The organism is Nocardia sp. NPDC056064, assembly GCF_042266925.1.
GTDB lineage: Bacteria > Actinomycetota > Actinomycetes > Mycobacteriales > Mycobacteriaceae > Nocardia.
In genome coordinates, this window is sequence record NZ_JBHJWO010000001.1 from 1,032,435 (window position 1) to 1,049,112 (window position 16,678).

Consider the following 16,678-nt stretch of genomic DNA (forward strand, 5'->3'; position numbering starts at 1 on the left):
GCCGCGACCGATTCACCCCTCACGTAGCCGCGCCGCTTTCGCGCGCACGTTCGCCACGTATCGCTTCGTGAAAATCATCGGCACCGCGAAGACGAGTACCTGCGCGAGCAGCCGCACCACCGTCTCGGCGTGCGCGAGCACCGTCAGGACGACGGCACCGACCGCGAAGGACGCCGTCCACACCCCGGTGAGTACGTAGGCCGTCCGCACGAACAGCGGCTGGGTCCAGACCTCCTGTGGCGTCGTCTGTTTCGCGATACCCATCGTGAACGGCACCCGGGCGACCAGCGACCCGCCCGCGATGAGCGCCAGCGCCGCGTTCGACAGGGCGGGCGAGTAGACGTGCAGCGGGGTCTCCGGGGCGACGATCGCGAGGACGGTGAGCGCGGCGAAGAACGCGGCCGTCCCGAGCTCGATCACCAGTGCGTCGAACCCGGCACCCCGGCGCCGCCGCACCACCACGTCGGCACAGGCCATGATCGCGGCAGCCAGCGCCGCCCACTGCCAGTACGCGCCGGGAACCGCCGCGTACACGATCCACGGTGCGAAAGCGCGCAGGTAGGACATAGGTTCTCCACTCTCGACATCGACATTCCTATTCGGACATGTCGAACTAGGACGTTCCCACAGTAACATGTCGAGATTGGAAGGTAAGCTGACAGCCATGAGCCTCCGTCACGCCCTCCTCGGCCTGCTCGCCGACCGCCCCGCCAGCGGCTACGACCTCCTCGGCCGCTTCAAGGAATCCCTCGCCAACGTCTGGCCCGCCACCCAGAGTCAGATCTACACCGAACTCACCAAACTGGCCGCCACCGACCGCATCACCGTCTCCGCCGAGGGCCCCCGCGGCCGCAAGGAATACACCATCACCGCCCAGGGCCGAGCCGACCTCCACGCCTGGCTCACCGACCCCACACCGCCACCCCCCGCCCGCAACGAAACCCTCCTGCGCGTCTTCTTCCTCGACGCCCTCACCCCCACCGAAGCCGCCACCTACCTCACCGCCCTCGAATCCCGCTCCACCGCCGCCCTCGCGACCCTGGAGACCGTGAGATCCACCACAGACTGGACCGCCGCCCCCCTCGCCACCAACGGTCGCCTCGCGATCGAATGGGGCGAACGCTTCCACCGCATGAACCAGGAGTGGGCCCAGTGGGCAAAACAGCAGGTCACCTAGGCGATTTGGATTCCTGCACCGCGTCGGATAATCTTTTGGCACACCAGCAAGTCCGGGTGGCGGAATGGCAGACGCGCTAGCTTGAGGTGCTAGTGCCCGTATTAGGGCGTGGGGGTTCAAGTCCCCCTCCGGACACAGTCAGTAGATGCACGGATGGTTTCGCTTCGGCGACAACCATCCGTGCATTTTTGTTTCAGGCGAGTTCCACCCCAGATGACGGTGGACCGCGTTCTTGTGCTCGAGGCCAGCAGGACGAAGAACCGTCAGCATTCCACCGATCGCCGCCACGGAATCGCGTGTCGAAGCACTACGGCGGGCCGCCGATGGCAACAATGAGCTGATGTTCGGACAGGGCAAGGACTTGTCGGCTGCGAACGAGAGGTTCGCATCGGCACTCTCGTCAACCACGGAACTGATCACCGCCGCCGAGGCTGTGCACACAGCAATCGAAGGTGAGATCGCGCAGCTCGAAGCGCAAATCGCCAAGTTCAAGGATCGCGACCCTGACCCTGGCGAGACCGAGACTGTGATCGCGATCCGCCAAGGCGCCCTGATGGCGCTGATCGCCGAGCGTGGCAGGTGGCGGAAGATCCTTGCGGAGTTACGTGGAGTGCCGGCACGCCCAATAGATCCAACTGGCTACGCATACTTCGAGGGCAACCCACCGCCGGATGGTCGTTGACCCCTTCCGAAGGGCGCTCGATCCCGCGCCATCACACACCCCATGTGCACTGGTGACGTCAAAATTTCACCGACACAGGACTCGCTGCGACACTACGGTTCGTCGACATGTACCGCCAGGATTCATTGTCGATCGAGGCCAGAGGGAGGTGGTCTCGTTCGAGGTGGTCGTGAGGATCAGCGCACGCAGCGCACCGACCTCGGTGGTTCGACGATGCCTGCTCGCGACAGCTGCGAGTCCACGGAGCTCGGTTGCTATGCGGGCAGGGCACCAGCACTTATCGGTCAGGCGTTGCCGAGTAGGTCACCACGAGTGGGGCGTGGTCGGAGAGCCGCTCGGCGGGTGAGGGTTCCTTGTCGACGACGACAGACGTGGCGAGGCGGGCGAGACCGGGGGTCGCGAGTTGGTGGTCCACTCGCCAGCCCACGTCCTTGGCGAACGATCGGCCCGCCCAGCTCCACCAGGTGAGTGGGCCCGGGTGATCGCCGTGTACCTGGCGCACCACGTCGACGAGCCGGCGTGTGCCGAGAATCGAACTGAACCACTCGCGGTCGGCAGGCAGGAATCCGTCCATCGTGCGAGCGGCACGCCAGTTGGTCACATCGTGGTGGGTGTGCGCCATGTTCAGATCTCCGGTGAGGACGAACTCGCGTCCCGCGCTCAGCGCCGCGAGCCGGTTCCGGTGCACTTCGCGGGCGAAGGCCGCGAGGAACCTCTGCTTCCGTTCGTACTTGACCCCACCGTCGGGCTGCTCGCGCATCGATCCCGGGCGCTGCAGATGCGAGGGCAGACCACCCTTGGGGAGATACAGACAGGCCACCGTCACCGGCCGGTCGGCCAGGTCGACCTCGATATAGCGTCCCTGTGCGGCGAACTCGCCGAGTCCGCGGGCCCTGGGTGGGTGGGTCACCCACGTCCGCACGGCAGCGGCGGGAACCCTCGTCAGTACTGCCACACCGTTTCGACCGGCCACGGAACCCACGTCCACCGCCGCCGAATAGCCCGGGAAGGTGCCCACTTCGGATGCGGGACAACGCAACTCCTGCAACGCGACCACATCGACCGCCCGCGCCTGCAACCACTGGTCGAATCCACGACGCCGTGCCGCGCGGATTCCGTTCACGTTGAACGTGGCGACAGTGAGCGAATCAGCGACCGAGGAACCCATGGCGATACTGTGCCGGAGTCCCCCGTCACCCGCTCGGGCAGCTCCGGGCACGCGACCCCGAAGGCTGTGGACACAGCGTAACTCGGCGAGGATCTTCCGCGACCTGCTGTGCTCGGCGGTCAGCGCCGTCAGGGCACCTCGGCGCGCCGCTGCGACGAGGAGTTGGCCCACTTCGCACGGGCCCACGGATCGTGGACGGGAGCTGAAGTCGGTGTCGAGGACTCGCTCGTCGGTGTGGCAGTCGAGATGTGGAAGACCGCGGTGATCGGTGTGGTCAGAACAGGCTGGTCTGGGCGGGGGCGGCCACCGAGGTGATGGCGGCGTCGAGTTCGATCCGTCTGCCGATGAGCCGGGAGTCGTTGACCAGCACCAGTTCCGTGGCGCCCGCCTCGTCCGCGCAGGCGATGGTGTGGCCGTGCGCGGTCACCGCGTTCAGTACGTACTCGCCGGTGTTCTCGGTGAATTCGACGGCATCGGGGAATCGGCCGCGCGCCCGGATCGTGGCGTAGAAGTCGCGGCCACCCGACCAGGCGGTGTCGGTGCGCACGATGTCGGCAGGCAGGGTGCTCGCCGCGTGTGCGGCCGCCTCGGTGACCGCGGCCTCCAGGGTCGGCCAGGGCGGGAGCGGTTTGGTGAGGATGCGTGTCTTGGTCACCCCGGCGACTGCCTGGCGCAGACCGGCGCGCTCCGAGACGACTCGTTCGAGCTCGCGCACGTGCAGCCCGTCCGGGGAATCGGTGATGAACCGGGCCACCAGCGCACCCTGTTCGAACAGGCGCCGGTGCCGCCGGATCGCCGAGGCGGTCCCCACCTTGGCCATGCCATCGCCGAAGTAGGCGATGTAGAGGTGGTGTGGCTGCGCGACATACCCCTGGATCTGCGCGGGCAGGGCGGTGAGCGGCCCGCGATGGCCGTGCACCACCGACCAGCCCTCGGTGATCCGGCACTGCGCGCACTGCTTGCCGGACTCCGCGACCGCGCGGCGCGGACACGCCTGTCTGCCCCGCTTCCCCGCTCCGAAGCCGTCGTACCCGAGGCAGAATCGTTCGCCGCCGGTGACGCGGAAGGCCAGCCGGGTGCCGATACCGGGCAGCAGGTCGGTGCTGCCGTCGGCACACAGCAACTCGTAGAACCAGCGGCCCTGCTCGTCCCAGTGCGTCCCGCGGTACAGCGCGGTGGAGGTCGCGGTCATCTGTCGAAACTACTGCGGCCGGTACCTCGGTGCGGCGCCCGTGGTGCCGCCGGCGCATGGCGAGACGACTGGACCGATCGACGTTCACTATCGCCCCGGCTCCGGCACGCTCGCCGGCCGAGACTTGGCGGCATGACTCCCGTGCCGGAACTGGTCGACAGGACCAGGCAGTTCGTGCGGTGGATCACCACCGGTACCGGACCGGCCTGAAGGAGAGACGTGGCACGACTGCAGATCGAGTCGGTGTCGAAGCAGTTCGACACCGACTACGCGGTGCGCGAGGTGAGCCTCGACATCGCCGACGGTGAATTCATGGTCCTGCTCGGCCCCAGCGGTTGCGGCAAGTCCACCCTGTTGCGGATGATCGCCGGGTTGGAGGAGCCCAGCGCGGGCCGGATCCTGGTGGGCGGCACCGATGTCACCGACGCGGCCCCGCAGCGGCGTGACCTGGCCATGGTGTTCCAGAGCTACGCGCTGTACCCGCACTTGTCGGTGGCCGGGAACATCGGCTTCCCGCTGCGCGCGCGGCGCACCCCGCGCGCCGAGATCGCCCGCCGGGTGGGCGAAGTGGCGGGCACGCTGGAACTGTCGGCGCTGCTGGACCGCAAGCCGGTCGCGCTGTCGGGCGGGCAGCGCCAGCGCGTGGCGCTCGCCCGCGCCATGGTGCGCGACCCCGGAGCCTTCCTGATGGACGAACCGCTGTCGAATCTGGACGCCAAGCTGCGCAGCGCGACCCGCGCGGAACTCATCGCGCTGCACCGGCGCCTGGGCGCGACGTTCCTCTACGTCACCCACGACCAGGTCGAGGCGATGACGATGGCCACCCGGATCGCGCTGCTCGACGAGGGCCGGGTCGAGCAGTGCGGCACCCCCGCCGAGCTCTACGACGAGCCGCGCTCCACCTTCGTCGCCGGGTTCCTCGGCTCGCCACCGATGAACCTCTTCCCCGCGGTCGTGCAGGCGGGTTCCGGCGGCCTGCGGGTGACCGCCGATGGTGTGGACGCCGCGCTCGACATCACCGGCGATCTCGACACCACCACCGCGGTGATCGCGGGCATCCGTCCCGAACGCCTGCGCGTCGACGCCACTGCCGGCGATGTGCGCGGCACGGTCCGCATGGTCGAGAACCTCGGCAGCGAGGAACTCGTGCACCTCGACACCGGCACGACCAGCCTGTGCGTGCGCGCCGCGCGCCCGTCGGGGGTCCGGGTCGGCGCGGACATCGCCGTGCGGGTCGACCCCGCCGACATCCACCTGTTCGATCCCGGCACCGGCCTGCGGCTGACCTGGCGTGCGCCGCACCGGGATTCGGTACCCAGCCAGGACGCGGCCGCCGTGCCCGTCCCCTGATTTCCGCACGACCCGTCGATGAGGAGAACCACCATGAAGCGCACCCTGCCCGTGCTGGGCTTGGTGTTCACTACCGCCGTCGCGCTCAGCGGCTGCGGGTTGAGCGGCACCGTGTCCGAGGACACCACGACCACCGCGCAGATTCCCGAGCTGTCACCCGATCAGCAGGTCTCGATCGTGTTCGAGTCCTACAACTACGGCATGGCGGGCGCCTGGACCGACACGTTCGACGCGCTGATCGCCGACTTCGGCGAGAAGTACCCCAATATCGAGGTCACCGCGCAGAAGCCGCAGGGCAACAGCCCGAACCCGGCCACCGACACCATCTCGAGCATCCAGAACCAGATGGTCGCGGGCACCCCGCCCGACGTCGCCCAGCTCGGCTTCTCCGATCTGGACTTCACCGTGCACCAGCTGCAGGCGAAGCCACTCGACATCCTGTTCGGCGAGCAGGAGGTGACCCGCAACTTCGACGGCAAGCACGCCTACGCCCCACGCGCCCGGGTCCTCGACGACTGGGACGGCCACACCTACGGTGTGCCGTTCGTGTTCTCGACCCCAGTGCTGTACCTGAACGCGTCGCTGTTCACCGAGGCCGGGCTCGATCCCGCCGACCCGCCCGCCACCTGGGACGAGGTCGCGACCGCGGCGAAGCAGATCACCGACCGCACCGGCAAGGGCGGGGTGTACATCGACTGCCTGACCAAGACCGCCAAGGACTGGTGCTTTCAGTCGCTGGTGCGTTCCAACGGCGGCCGGGTCATCTCCCAGGACCGGCGCACCCTCACCTACGCCGAGGCCCCCGCCGTCGAGGTGACCGCGATGGCGCAGGATCTGGTGAACTCCGGCAGCATGCCCAAGCTCAATCAGAAGCAGGGCTACGAGGCGTTCGCGCGCGGCGAGATCGGCATGATCCTCGAGACCAGCGCCATCCAGGGCACCTTCGTCACCGGCGCCAAGGACAAGTGGAACCTGCAGTCGGCGCCGATGCCCGCCTTCGCGGGCAAGCCGACCGTGCCCACCAACTCCGGTGCGGGCCTGCACATCCTGTCCAACGATCCGGCCGAGCAGCGCGCCTCCTGGGAGCTGATCAAGTTCCTCACCAGCGAGGAGTCCTATGTGAAGATCGCGCAGAACATCGGCTACCTGCCGCTGCGCACCGGCCTGCTCGACCAGGCCGACGGCCTGAAGGACTGGGCCGCGAAGAACCCGCTGCTGAAGCCGAACGTCGCCCAGCTCGCCGACATGGAGCCCTGGGTCTCCATGCCCGGCAACAACTACCTCCAGATGCGCGACGGCATGATGGACGCCGTCGAAGCCGTGGTGTTCCAGGGCAAGGATCCCCAGTCCACGCTGACCGCTGCGCAGGCAGAGGGCACCAAACTCCTGCCGGTCTCATGAGCGAGTTCACCCTCGTCCAGCTCACCGACACACACCTGCGGCCCACCGGTGAGCTCGTCCACGGTGTCGTCGACACCGACGCGAACCTCACGCAGGTGCTCACCCACCTGCGCGAGGCCGGGCAGCACGTGGATGCCCTGGTGCTCTCGGGTGACCTGTCCGACAACGGGTCACCGGAGGCGTACCGGCGGCTACGGGCGGCCGTCGAGGCGGTCGCGGCCGAGATCGGCGCCGAGATCGTCTACGTGATGGGCAATCACGACGAGCGCGCCGCGTTCGGCGAGGAGTTGCTCGGGCTGGAACCCGGCTCGGTGGACACCGCGCTGCCGCACGACCGCGTCGTCGAGGTGGCTGGTGTGCGGATCATCGCGCTGGACAGCACCACGCCGCTGCGGCACGAAGGCAGGCTCGAGGTCGACCAGCTGGCCTGGCTGTCGGCGCGGTTGCGCACGCCTGCCCCGCGCGGCACGGTGCTGGTGCTGCACCATCCGCCGGTGCCGTCGCCGATCGCCACGGTCGACTTCCTCAAGCTCACCGACGCCGACCGGCTGGCCGCGGTGCTCACGGGCAGTGACGTGCGGATGATCCTCTGCGGGCACAACCATCTGACTGCCGCGGCGGCGGTCGCCGGTATCCCGGTGTGGATCGGGCCCGCGCTGTCGTACCGGATCGATCCCCTCGCCCCGGCTGGAAGGCACCGCGGTTTCACCGGATTCGGGTACAGCCGGATCGATCTGGTCGGCTCGACCATGCTGGCCACCGCCATCGAGGCGACCCCGGCGACTCCGGTCTACGACCGGCCGGAGTCCGAGGTGCTCGATCAGCTCGCGGCGATCGCCGCGCGGACGCGGTGAGATGTTCGTCGTCGACGACAGGCAGGACCCGGCGCGGGCGGCGGACGTCGCCCCCGCGCCGGGTCCGCGCCGGGTCACCCGGCGCCGCGCGACCCGCCTGATCGCGCCCTACCTGTATCTGGCGCCCGCACTGATCCTGCTGGTGGTGTGGACCTACCAACCGCTGGTGCAGGCGGTGCAACTGTCCACCTATTCGTGGAACCTGCTGCCGACCGCGCCGATGAAACCGGTCGGCACGGCCAATTACGAACGGCTGCTGAACCTTCCGGCGTTCTGGGGTTCGCTGTGGCGGACCGCCACGCTGATCCTGGGCCTGCTGCCGTTCACGGTGGTACTGCCGGTGCTGATCGCGCTGGCGAGCAGGCGGGTGCGGGGCCGGGCCCGCACGTTCTATCAGGCGCTGGTGTTCGCGCCGTTCCTCGTCGCGCCGGTCGCGGCGGCGGCGGTGTGGCGCTGGCTGCTGCATCCCGGTTCCGGCTTCGCCGACCAGCTGCTCGGTTCGGGCCGCAACTGGGTCTACGACGCGGACACGGCGCAGCCGGTGATCATCGTGATCACCGGCTGGCAACTGCTCGGGTTCGCGGTGCTGGTGGTGTGGGCCGGATCGGCCGGGATCAGCGGCGATTACAGCGAGGCCGCGCGGGTCGACGGCGCGACACCGGGGCAGATCCGGCGCTGGATCACCCTGCCGCTGCTCTCGCCCACGCTGCTGTTCCTGGTGCTCACCACCGTGCTGCTCAGCCCCACCCTGTCCTTCCCGCTCATCGACTCGATGACCCAGGGCGGGCCGTCGCAGGCCACCACCAACATCTACTACCTGCTCTGGGACTACGCGTTCCACAGCTTCGACGCCGGCCTGAGCGCCGCGGCGGGTGTGCTGTTGTTCGCCGGCTTCGGCCTGCTGGCCGCCGTCCTGGTCTGGATCTCGGAAAAGGTTGCTGTTCATGATGATTGACCGACTCCGCCTGGCGGGCAGCCATCTGCTGCTCGCCGGGACGGCGCTGGTGTGCGTATTCCCGATCTACTGGCTGTTCGCGACCGCACTGCGGCGGCCCGAGGACGTCACCTCGCTCTCGCCGCTGCCGTGGCCGCTGTCGGTGGCCAACTATGTGGACGCGGCGCAGAAGGTCGACGTGGCCGGGCTGATCGTCAACACCTTCGTGGTGGCGATCCTGTCGGCGGCCGGGCAGCTGCTGATCGCGCTGCTGGCCTCCTACGCGTTCGCCATGTACACCTTCCCGTTGCAGCGGCTGATGTACCTGGCGTTCGTCGGGGTCTGGCTGGTGCCGTTCCAGGTCACCATGCTGCCCAACTACATCCTGCTCAACCGGATGGGGCTGATCAACACATTGATCGGCTGTGTGCTTCCCACCTTGTGCTCGGCGCTGGGCGTGCTGCTGCTGCGCCAGCACATGAACGCCTTCCCCAAGGAGCTCGTGGCGGCCGCCGAGATCGACGGCCGCTCGTCGTGGGCGATCCTGTGGACGGTGGTGGTGCCCAATCTGCGGCCCGCCCTCGCGGCGCTGGGCATCCTGCTGTTCATCAACGCCTGGAACGAATACTTCTGGCCCGCCGTGGTACTGCGTCAGTCCAACGACGTCCTCCAGCTCGGTCTGCGCAGCTTCATGGGCACCGAGGGCGATCAGTGGGGTCCGATGATGGCGCTGGCCAGTCTGGCCTGCCTGCCGGTGCTGCTGCTGTATCTGGTGTTGCAGCGCCACATCGTCGACGCCTTCGTCCGCTCGGGACTGAAGTGAGGTGGCAGGGCGCGATCAGCCGGGATCGACGGGTTCAGGCCGACAAGGCGCGGACATCATCGACCTGTGCCGAGTCGAGGCATTCCAGGAACAGCGACACGGCCGGATTCTGTTGATCGGCCCGCCACACGGCGTACACATCCAGGGTCGGCACCGGGTCGACCAACTTCACCGCCACCGAACCACTGCCCGGCACACCCATTCCCATCGACATCGCACGCGGCAGCGACGCGAAGCCGACCAGCGGCCGGACAGACACCATGTGCGCCGTGGCGCCGGGATCGTCGGCCGAATGCGTGACATTGAGCGAGATCCCGGTCTCGGCCGCCGCCCGCAGGATCGTGTCGTACATCGCCGGACATTGTTCGCGCGCGAACAGCACACAGTCCTGGCTGTGTAACTCCGCGAACGGGACACCGGGGCGGTCGGCCCAGCGATGCCGACGGCCCACGACGGCGACCAGTGGCACCCGATGCAGCAGCCTGCGATACCGGAAATCGGCGGTGCTCGGGTGGCCGTAGACCAGGGCCAGGTCGAGCGAGCCGTCGGCCAGCGCGGCCAGCTGGGGTCCGGTGCGCTTCTCCCAGAGCGACACCGCGATGTCGGGATGCCGTTCGGTCATCCGGGTGAGCGCCTCGGGGAGCACGTGCCTGCTGGCGGGCAGGTTGTAGCCGATGTTGAGATTGCCGGCACGCCCCTCGGCGGTCGCCTTGGCGGCCTGGGCCGCACGGTCCAGCTGGGCGATGATCCGGCGGGCCTGGAGTTCGAACTCCCGGCCCGCCGGGGTCAGCCGCACCTCGTGGGAGTTACGGGCGACCAGTCGGACACCGAGTGACTTCTCCAGCTTCTGCAGCTGGGCGCTGAGACTCGGTTGGGTCAGATGAAGACGCTGCGCCGCACGACCGAAATGCAATTCTTCGGCGATGGTGATGAACGAAACGAGATGTCGGAATTCCATGACGCCGGGCTCCTTCCGAATACCACCACGCTAGCGAGATCGGATAACCGGTGATGAATACGAGCCGCCGCGCGCGTTGCCGGTGGATGAACCGACCCGGGAACAGCATCCCGTTCTCGTAGTGGCGTTCGGCTGACCGGAAGCCGGTCCAGCAGGGCCTCGTGTGGATACGTCAGGGCAGCAGGGTGAGGAGTTTTTCGGCGACGCCTGCGGATGAGGCGGGGTTCTGGCCGGTGACGAGGGTGCGGTCGGTGACCACGTGTGGGGTCCAGGGGGCGGCTTCGGTGAAGTCGGCGCCGGCGGCGGTGAGGCGGTCCTGGAGGAGCCAGGGGGCTCGGTCGGCGAAGCCGGCCTGGGTTTCTTCCGCGTTGGTGAATCCGGTGAGGCGGTAGCCGGTGAAGGCGTTGGCGCCGTCGGGGCGGGTCGCGGCCAGGAGGGCTGCGGGGGCGTGGCAGACGACGCCGAGGGGCTTGCCGGCGTCCAGGGTCGCGATGAGGAGTGCGCCGGAGGTGGGGTCGGTCGCGAGGTCTTGCATCGGGCCGTGGCCGCCGGGGTAGAAGACGGCGTCGTAGTCGGCGAGCTGGGCGCCTTCCAGTTCGACGGGGTTGTTCAATTCCGTGCTGGTGGAGATGATTTCGGCTCGGTGGTCGGCGGTTTCCCGGCCGCCGTCGGCTTCGGGCGCCAGGCTGGAGCGGTCCACGGTGGGGACGACGCCGCCGGGGGTGGCGACGACGATGTCGTGGCCGTGCTGCTCGAAGATCTCGAAGGGGACGACGAATTCCTCGGCCCAGTATCCGGTGGGATGGCGGGTTCCGTCCGCCAGGGTCCAGTAGTCGACGCCGGTCATCACGAACAGGATCTTGGACATGGTCCGCCTTTCGGGTTGGCTTTCGATGTCGAACCTAGACCTGCCGTGCCGGCGTTCACCAATAGCATTTCCGATGTCTGCTATCAGAATTTCGATGGGTCCGGTTCACCGGCGCCGGGCCTCGGCGAGCAGGTGCCGGGCCACCTTGTCGACATTTCGCCGGGTGGTGGCGCCGTGACGGCGGGCCAGGAAGGCAGTGTTGATCGGCGGATCCGCCGGGTCGAGCAGTTCGACGACGCGGCCCGCAGCGTGTTCGGCTCCGTACAGGTAGCGGGGCAGGACGCTGATCCCCGCGCCGGCGCATACCGCCGTGAGGACCGCGCGCAGATCGTCGACGACGAGGGCGGCTTCGGCGTCGAGGCGGGTGCCGAAGACGTGGCGCCAGTAGCGGCGCAGGATCGGCAGGTCGGCGGCGTAGCTGAGCAGTGGCAGGCCCGCGAGTGCGGTGGGGTCGTGGCGGGCGAGCTGGTCGGGGTCGATGCGCGCCGCGAGCTGGGGCGCCGCGACCAGGGCGAAGGTCTCGTCGCAGAGGGCGTCGGCGATGAGGGTCCGGCCGCGGGGGCGCTGGGTCGCGACGACCAGGTCGAGGGTGCCCGCGCGCAGGTCGGCCAGCAGGTCGTCGGTCAGGCCGGTGCGCACGTGCAGCCGGATACCTTCGGCGATCAGAGGCGCCAGGGCGGGCATGCCGACGATCGCGAGGAAGTCCGCGGGGCCGCCCAGCAGGACCGGTGGTTCCGGGACGGGTGGGGCGTCCGGGTGCTCGGCGGTGAACACGGCCGTCAGGGTGTCGAGGGCGCCGGATACCCGCGCGGCCAGGTCGTGGGCCGCGGCGGTGGGAGCGACACCGCGGGGCAGGCGCTCGAACAGCGGCCTGCCCAGGTGCCGCTCGAGTGCCTGCAATTGCTGGGTGACCGCCGGTTGGGAGTACCCGACCCGGCGCGCGCCCGCGGTGATCGAACCCGCCCGGTAGACCGCCAGGAAGGTCCGTAACCGGGTGAGGTCGAACTGGGTATCAGCGGAGTGATCGGTCACCGGTCGATCGTAGAGAAATCCCGATGGGTGGGGCCTGCCTACTTGGGGACCAGTACGCCGCTCAGGTCGGCTTCCCGGATGGGGGTGTCCGGGTTGGCCTGGGCACCGCACATGAGGTCGATCGCGGCGACGGCCAGGTCGACGGTGTTCTGGTCCGGCGCCGCGTTGTCGTCGCGCTTCTCCTCGAGGAACTTCGTGACCGTCGTGTTCTTCTTGTCCCCGTCCTGGGCGGTGTACTCACTGCACGGGGTGTCGCCGCCTTTGTTGACCGCCTTCTCGACCTCGCCACAGCCCGTGGAGGCCCCGAGTACAGCCAGGATCATTCCCGTCGTCACGACTGCTTTTCGCACATACATGCTGGTTCTCGTCCCTGTTGTCGATCGTGTGCCGCGAGGGCCCGACACAAGGGACATAACCGCTGTCGGCGGCGGTAATCAGGGCGACACGCCGTCGGGGCCCGCTCAGGGTGTGGCCGGAGCGGGAACCAAGGTCAGGATGGGGACCTCCGGTGGGGCGCCCACCCGGACCGGCGGGCCCCACGCACCGGCGCCGTAGGTGGTGAACAGGGTGGTGTCGTCGACGGTGTCCAGGCCGGTGACCTCGGTGTCGTGGACCCATTCGACGATGGTGCGCAGCGGCCACAGCTGGCCGCCGTGGGTGTGGCCGGACACCTGCAGGTCGACGCCGGCCGCGGCGGCGGTGGCGATGTGGTTGGGCTGATGGGCCAGCAGCAGGACGAAGCGGTCCGGTGCGCGTCCGGCGAGTGCCGCGTCGAGATCGGGGCGGTAGGGCGCCTTGTTGCTGTAGTCGTAGACGCCTGCCAGGTCGATGAGCGCGCCCTGCCGTTCGACCTCGACGCGGGCGTTGTTGACCACGGTGAGGCCCAGCGATGTCCAGTGCCGCATCCAGTCGCCGACATCGTCGGAGATCTGTTCGTGGTTGCCGGAGACGGCGTAGACGCCCAGCGGTGCGCGCAGGTCGGCCAGGGGTGCCAGGTCGTCGCCGACGCGGGAGACGGTGCCGTCGGCGAGGTCGCCGACGACGGCGATCAGGTCGGGCTGTTCACGGTTGACCAGGTCGACGATCCGGCGGGTGAACCCGGCGCCGCGAGCGGGGCCCAGGTGCAGGTCGCTGACCACCGCGACCCGCAGGCCACGGAACTGTTCGGGCAGGCGGGGCAGGGCGACTGTCTCGTGCACGACGCGCGGTGACGCGGCCTCGACGAGTCCGTAGGCGGTGAGGCCGACCGACCCGGCCACCACCACGGCCGTGGCCGCCCGGAGGAACCGGCGGCGGGCGTGGTCGCTCGGCGCGCCCCGGAATCGGGCGATCAGACGGAGGGCCAGGAGCGCGATGCCGAGAACAGCGAGACCGAGGAGCAGGTAGAACACCGCGGCGAGCCAGGTCAATCCGAGGAAGCCCAGCGGCCGCCAGGGATGTGGCGAGATCTCCGCGCCGACAAGGGTTCCGGCGACGGCGAGCACCCACCCGGCCACGAGCGTGCCCGTGGCCGCCTGGGCCCAGCGGCCGGTCAGCCCGGGGGCGCGCACGAGTCTGCGGTGCAACAGCAGGTGGAGCAGGGCGAGGATCGCTGCCGCGATCACGAGACGCAGCACGGGCGCGGGCCTTCCGGGGAGACGGCGGTTCGAGAGGTGTGACGCATGCGCTCATCTTCGCGTCTGTTCCCGAGGTCGTGTGCCGGAGGTACCGGAGTCGGATCGGGGACTGTCTCGTGCGGGGCACGCTGCCCACCGAGGACATCGACTGCCCGGCCGGGTGAGGCTCAGGCGCGGGGAGGTTTCGTCGGGAGACGGGCGCGGGTGAAGAAGACGGTGATGGGGTAGCCCTCGAATTCGGGGTCGAAATCGCCGCAGCCGATTTCGATGTGGTCGGTGCTCGCCACCAGGACCTGCCAGCCGATGTCGGACTGGTCGATCGGGTCGGGCACGGTGGACATCCCCTCGACGCGCACGCGCATGCCCGCGGTGTCGGCGGTGAACTCGCAGCGGATCTCGGTCTCGGGGACCGCGTGCACCATCAGGCGGGTGGCGATCTCGTCCAGCGCCACCCGCAGATCGGTGACCTCGTCCATCACGAACCCGGCGACCATGGCGGCCGCCTCCGCGACCGTGCGCAACATCAGCAGCTGGCTGATCTCGGCCCGCACCGTCAACCCGAGTGCGGTGTTGCGGATCTGCCGGGCCGCCATGGATCTGTCGGACGGATTCGCCATGGTGGATTTCCCCTCGTGTTCTCGACGCTACCGCTGCCCGGATACCCGACCGACGGGTCTCCGAACCGTCCGGCAACGGTACCGGGCGCCGGGGCGCGTTGATTGCTCACCCACATCCCGGGAATACGCCCAGCAGACCAGTCGTCCAGTGTCGATCGGAGGAAATCCATGACACGCCAGCGCCGTTCCCGCTCCACCGCCGCCCGTCTCGTGACACTCGCCGCCCTCGCGGCGGTGGGCCTGCTCTCGTGCGCGACCAGCACCGAACCGCAAGGGCCGGGCCAGGATCCGGGACCCGCCGAGGAGCCGATGATCGGCGCGGCCGCGGCGACGGAGCTGTGCGACATGCTGCGTGCCGATGTGGGCGACTGGGACCAGCAGAACACCACGGTGGCCAAGGCGACATACAACGGGGTGGTGCATAACTGGGCGCTGCGCAACGGGGCGGTCAACATCTCGGTCGCCCGGCATCGCCAGGTCGTCGACGCGGCGGCCGCCGAGCACTGCCCCGACGTGCGTGACCAGGTCACACACGCCCTCGGCATCCCCGATCTGGCCTCGGGACTGGCCGGGATCTGAGACCCGCGAACCGGCGTGCCCGTCGCCGGCGACATCCGATGAGTTCGAGCACATTTCGCTTCCGGAGTCGCCGCGGCGGGCACTGTTCGTCGAATCCGTGCGTTTGATCGGCGCGCAAAGGGCAATCCTGCAGTCACCCGACAGACCAGTCGAAGGCCAGGAGCTGATCAGATGAACCCCACCGTGACCTACGACCGCCCGGAACCGCTGTTCGTGCAGTGGTCGGCGACCGACCCCGGCTCGGCCGAGCACGCCGAGCTGCGGGACCGGATCATCGAGACCTGCCTGCCCCTGGCCGAGAACATCGCCCGCCGGTTCACCGGCCGCGGCGAGACCTTCGAGGATCTGCTGCAGACCGCGCGCGTCGGCCTGGTGGTGGCGATCGATCGCTACGACGTCACGCAGGGCTCGCCGTTCCTCGGCTACGCGGTGCCGACGGTGATGGGTGAGGTGCGCAGGCACTTCCGTGACCGCACCTGGGCGCTGCACGTGCCGCGCCGCGACAAGGAGCTGCACGCCCAGATCCGGCCGACCACCGAGAAACTCACCCGCGAACTCGACCGCTCCCCCACCGCCTACGAGCTGGCCGACGAGCTGGGTGTGGACGTCACCGACATCACGCGCGCGATGGCCGCCGCCGAGGCCCACCACACCCGCAGCCTCGACGTGCGCGTGCAGGACTCCGAGAGCGGCCAGGGCATGAGCATCGCCGACACCTTCGGCGCGGTGGACCCGTCCTTCGAGCTGGCCGAACGCTCGCTCAGCGTCGCCCCGCTGCTCAAGACCCTGTCCGAGGACGACCGCCAGCTGCTGGTGTGGCGGTACTACGACTCGCTCACCCAGTCCGACATCGCCGAGCGTCTGGGCGTCTCGCAGATGAGCATCTCGCGCAAGCTCACCCGGGTGCTGCGCCGCCTGCAGGACGGCGCCGCCGAGACCGGCGATCAGCGGGTGGCCTGATTCCCCTCCCGGGGGATCAGCATGTCCACCACGGTGCCGGTGGCCGACGGCTGCACCACGAACTTACTGCTCAGGGCACGCATCATGGCCAGGCCCCGGCCGCGCGAGGAATCGGCGGCCGGGTTCGGTGTCATCCACCGGCCCCGGTCGGCCACCACCACGCGCACGTGCGACCCGGTCAGCACGGCGGACAGCCGCACGGTCTCGCCGTCGCCGTGGTGGCCGTGCTCGATCGCGTTGGTGCAGGCCTCCCCCGCCGCCAGCACGACGTCGTAGGCCAGCACGGGGCTGATCGGCGCCTGCGCCAGCCACTGCTGCAACGCGTGCCGCACCTGCGCGAGTCGCGCGGCCTCGGCGGGAAAATCCACCTGGAACGATTCCGGGGTGCTCTCCGGTCGACACGTGGCCGTCGCCATCGCAGCCTCCCTTCCCATCGACCTGGTCCGGGGCGCAACCCGAACCACTCT

The 16,678-nt window shown here is 69.1% G+C and carries 19 protein-coding genes and 1 tRNA gene; 10 read left to right on the forward strand and 10 right to left on the reverse strand.

All coding sequences use genetic code 11. The features are described 5' to 3' along the window. Positions 1-12: 12 nt before the first annotated feature. Positions 13-567: a hypothetical protein gene (locus tag ACFC06_RS04760; protein ID WP_375927901.1), complete on the reverse strand. Its 555-nt coding sequence runs from the start codon at positions 565-567 to the stop codon at positions 13-15. Between the two features lie 97 nt (positions 568-664). Here ACFC06_RS04760 and ACFC06_RS04765 point away from each other — a divergent pair, with 97 nt between their 5' ends. The 3 genes from ACFC06_RS04765 (at position 665) to ACFC06_RS04775 (ending at position 1,859) form a co-directional block, all read left to right on the forward strand. After that, complete coding sequence (locus tag ACFC06_RS04765) at positions 665-1,177, forward strand: PadR family transcriptional regulator (RefSeq protein WP_375927903.1); 513 nt, start codon at positions 665-667, stop codon at positions 1,175-1,177. Positions 1,178-1,227: 50 nt separating this feature from the next. Beyond that, positions 1,228-1,312 (forward strand) — tRNA-Leu (locus ACFC06_RS04770). Positions 1,313-1,517: 205 nt separating this feature from the next. Then, positions 1,518-1,859 (forward strand): hypothetical protein, encoded by a 342-nt coding sequence (locus ACFC06_RS04775; RefSeq protein WP_375927904.1) that lies wholly within the window; start codon positions 1,518-1,520, stop codon positions 1,857-1,859. 277 nt (positions 1,860-2,136) lie between these two features. On the opposite strand, the gene ACFC06_RS04780 is transcribed toward ACFC06_RS04775, so the two are convergent. Beyond that, a complete protein-coding gene (locus tag ACFC06_RS04780) occupies positions 2,137-3,027 on the reverse strand; it encodes an exodeoxyribonuclease III (RefSeq protein ID WP_375927906.1) in 891 nt (296 codons plus the stop codon). A gap of 274 nt (positions 3,028-3,301) precedes the next feature. Continuing rightward, positions 3,302-4,219, reverse strand: a complete 918-nt coding sequence (locus ACFC06_RS04785) for a hypothetical protein (protein WP_375927908.1) — start codon at positions 4,217-4,219, stop codon at positions 3,302-3,304. A 219-nt stretch (positions 4,220-4,438) separates the two neighbouring features. Between ACFC06_RS04785 and ACFC06_RS04790 the strand changes: the two genes are divergently transcribed. Genes ACFC06_RS04790 through ACFC06_RS04810 form a run of 5 tightly spaced genes read left to right on the forward strand, consistent with a single transcriptional unit; the run spans position 4,439 to position 9,581 of the window. After that, positions 4,439-5,569, forward strand: coding sequence for an ABC transporter ATP-binding protein (locus ACFC06_RS04790; RefSeq protein WP_375927910.1), 1,131 nt, complete (start codon positions 4,439-4,441; stop codon positions 5,567-5,569). Between the two features lie 33 nt (positions 5,570-5,602). Further along, entirely contained in the window at positions 5,603-6,970 is a 1,368-nt protein-coding gene (locus ACFC06_RS04795) for an ABC transporter substrate-binding protein (RefSeq protein ID WP_375927912.1), read from the forward strand. Further along, positions 6,967-7,824: a metallophosphoesterase gene (locus ACFC06_RS04800; protein ID WP_375927914.1), complete on the forward strand. Its 858-nt coding sequence runs from the start codon at positions 6,967-6,969 to the stop codon at positions 7,822-7,824. The genes ACFC06_RS04795 and ACFC06_RS04800 overlap by 4 nt, the downstream gene beginning before the upstream one ends. A gap of 1 nt (position 7,825) precedes the next feature. Next, positions 7,826-8,779 carry a carbohydrate ABC transporter permease gene (locus ACFC06_RS04805; RefSeq protein ID WP_375927916.1) on the forward strand — a complete coding sequence of 318 codons (954 nt, stop codon included), beginning with the start codon at positions 7,826-7,828 and terminating at the stop codon, positions 8,777-8,779. Beyond that, entirely contained in the window at positions 8,769-9,581 is an 813-nt protein-coding gene (locus ACFC06_RS04810) for a carbohydrate ABC transporter permease (protein ID WP_375927918.1), read from the forward strand. Before ACFC06_RS04805 ends, ACFC06_RS04810 begins: the two co-directional genes overlap by 11 nt. Before the next feature lie 34 nt (positions 9,582-9,615). On the opposite strand, the gene ACFC06_RS04815 is transcribed toward ACFC06_RS04810, so the two are convergent. The 6 genes from ACFC06_RS04815 to ACFC06_RS04840 all read right to left on the reverse strand — a co-directional run bounded on the left by ACFC06_RS04815 (position 9,616) and on the right by ACFC06_RS04840 (position 14,672). Next, on the reverse strand, positions 9,616-10,539 hold the full coding sequence (locus tag ACFC06_RS04815) for a LysR family transcriptional regulator (RefSeq protein WP_375927920.1): 924 nt from the start codon (positions 10,537-10,539) through the stop codon (positions 9,616-9,618). A 172-nt stretch (positions 10,540-10,711) separates the two neighbouring features. Continuing rightward, complete coding sequence (locus ACFC06_RS04820; RefSeq protein WP_375927922.1) at positions 10,712-11,407, reverse strand: type 1 glutamine amidotransferase domain-containing protein; 696 nt, start codon at positions 11,405-11,407, stop codon at positions 10,712-10,714. A 105-nt stretch (positions 11,408-11,512) separates the two neighbouring features. Next, positions 11,513-12,439, reverse strand: a complete 927-nt coding sequence (locus ACFC06_RS04825) for a LysR family transcriptional regulator (RefSeq protein WP_375927924.1) — start codon at positions 12,437-12,439, stop codon at positions 11,513-11,515. Between the two features lie 38 nt (positions 12,440-12,477). Continuing rightward, positions 12,478-12,774, reverse strand: coding sequence for a hypothetical protein (locus tag ACFC06_RS04830; RefSeq protein WP_375927926.1), 297 nt, complete (start codon positions 12,772-12,774; stop codon positions 12,478-12,480). 126 nt (positions 12,775-12,900) lie between these two features. Continuing rightward, the gene (locus ACFC06_RS04835) at positions 12,901-14,055 is read right to left on the reverse strand and encodes a metallophosphoesterase (protein ID WP_375927928.1); all 1,155 of its coding nucleotides are present in this window, start codon (positions 14,053-14,055) and stop codon (positions 12,901-12,903) included. 167 nt (positions 14,056-14,222) lie between these two features. After that, a complete protein-coding gene (locus tag ACFC06_RS04840; protein WP_375927930.1) occupies positions 14,223-14,672 on the reverse strand; it encodes an ATP-binding protein in 450 nt (149 codons plus the stop codon). A 168-nt stretch (positions 14,673-14,840) separates the two neighbouring features. Between ACFC06_RS04840 and ACFC06_RS04845 the strand changes: the two genes are divergently transcribed. Beyond that, on the forward strand, positions 14,841-15,251 hold the full coding sequence (locus tag ACFC06_RS04845) for a hypothetical protein (protein WP_375927932.1): 411 nt from the start codon (positions 14,841-14,843) through the stop codon (positions 15,249-15,251). A gap of 171 nt (positions 15,252-15,422) precedes the next feature. Beyond that, positions 15,423-16,211, forward strand: coding sequence for a SigB/SigF/SigG family RNA polymerase sigma factor (locus ACFC06_RS04850; protein ID WP_375927934.1), 789 nt, complete (start codon positions 15,423-15,425; stop codon positions 16,209-16,211). Here ACFC06_RS04850 and ACFC06_RS04855 read toward each other — a convergent pair. Continuing rightward, positions 16,196-16,627, reverse strand: a complete 432-nt coding sequence (locus ACFC06_RS04855; RefSeq protein WP_375927936.1) for an ATP-binding protein — start codon at positions 16,625-16,627, stop codon at positions 16,196-16,198. The two genes, ACFC06_RS04850 and ACFC06_RS04855, sit on opposite strands and share 16 nt — an antisense overlap. Between the last annotated feature and the right edge of the window lie 51 nt (positions 16,628-16,678).

Coding starts and splice junctions, on each gene's coding strand:
- ACFC06_RS04760 (WP_375927901.1), bottom strand. CDS start 567: ATGTCCTACCTGCGCGCTTTCGCACCGTGGATCGTGTACGCGGCGGTT.
- ACFC06_RS04765 (WP_375927903.1), top strand. CDS start 665: ATGAGCCTCCGTCACGCCCTCCTCGGCCTGCTCGCCGACCGCCCCGCC.
- ACFC06_RS04775 (WP_375927904.1), top strand. CDS start 1,518: ATGTTCGGACAGGGCAAGGACTTGTCGGCTGCGAACGAGAGGTTCGCA.
- ACFC06_RS04780 (WP_375927906.1), bottom strand. CDS start 3,027: ATGGGTTCCTCGGTCGCTGATTCGCTCACTGTCGCCACGTTCAACGTG.
- ACFC06_RS04785 (WP_375927908.1), bottom strand. CDS start 4,219: ATGACCGCGACCTCCACCGCGCTGTACCGCGGGACGCACTGGGACGAG.
- ACFC06_RS04795 (WP_375927912.1), top strand. CDS start 5,603: ATGAAGCGCACCCTGCCCGTGCTGGGCTTGGTGTTCACTACCGCCGTC.
- ACFC06_RS04800 (WP_375927914.1), top strand. CDS start 6,967: ATGAGCGAGTTCACCCTCGTCCAGCTCACCGACACACACCTGCGGCCC.
- ACFC06_RS04805 (WP_375927916.1), top strand. CDS start 7,826: ATGTTCGTCGTCGACGACAGGCAGGACCCGGCGCGGGCGGCGGACGTC.
- ACFC06_RS04810 (WP_375927918.1), top strand. CDS start 8,769: ATGATGATTGACCGACTCCGCCTGGCGGGCAGCCATCTGCTGCTCGCC.
- ACFC06_RS04815 (WP_375927920.1), bottom strand. CDS start 10,539: ATGGAATTCCGACATCTCGTTTCGTTCATCACCATCGCCGAAGAATTG.
- ACFC06_RS04820 (WP_375927922.1), bottom strand. CDS start 11,407: ATGTCCAAGATCCTGTTCGTGATGACCGGCGTCGACTACTGGACCCTG.
- ACFC06_RS04840 (WP_375927930.1), bottom strand. CDS start 14,672: ATGGCGAATCCGTCCGACAGATCCATGGCGGCCCGGCAGATCCGCAAC.
- ACFC06_RS04845 (WP_375927932.1), top strand. CDS start 14,841: ATGACACGCCAGCGCCGTTCCCGCTCCACCGCCGCCCGTCTCGTGACA.
- ACFC06_RS04850 (WP_375927934.1), top strand. CDS start 15,423: ATGAACCCCACCGTGACCTACGACCGCCCGGAACCGCTGTTCGTGCAG.
- ACFC06_RS04855 (WP_375927936.1), bottom strand. CDS start 16,627: ATGGCGACGGCCACGTGTCGACCGGAGAGCACCCCGGAATCGTTCCAG.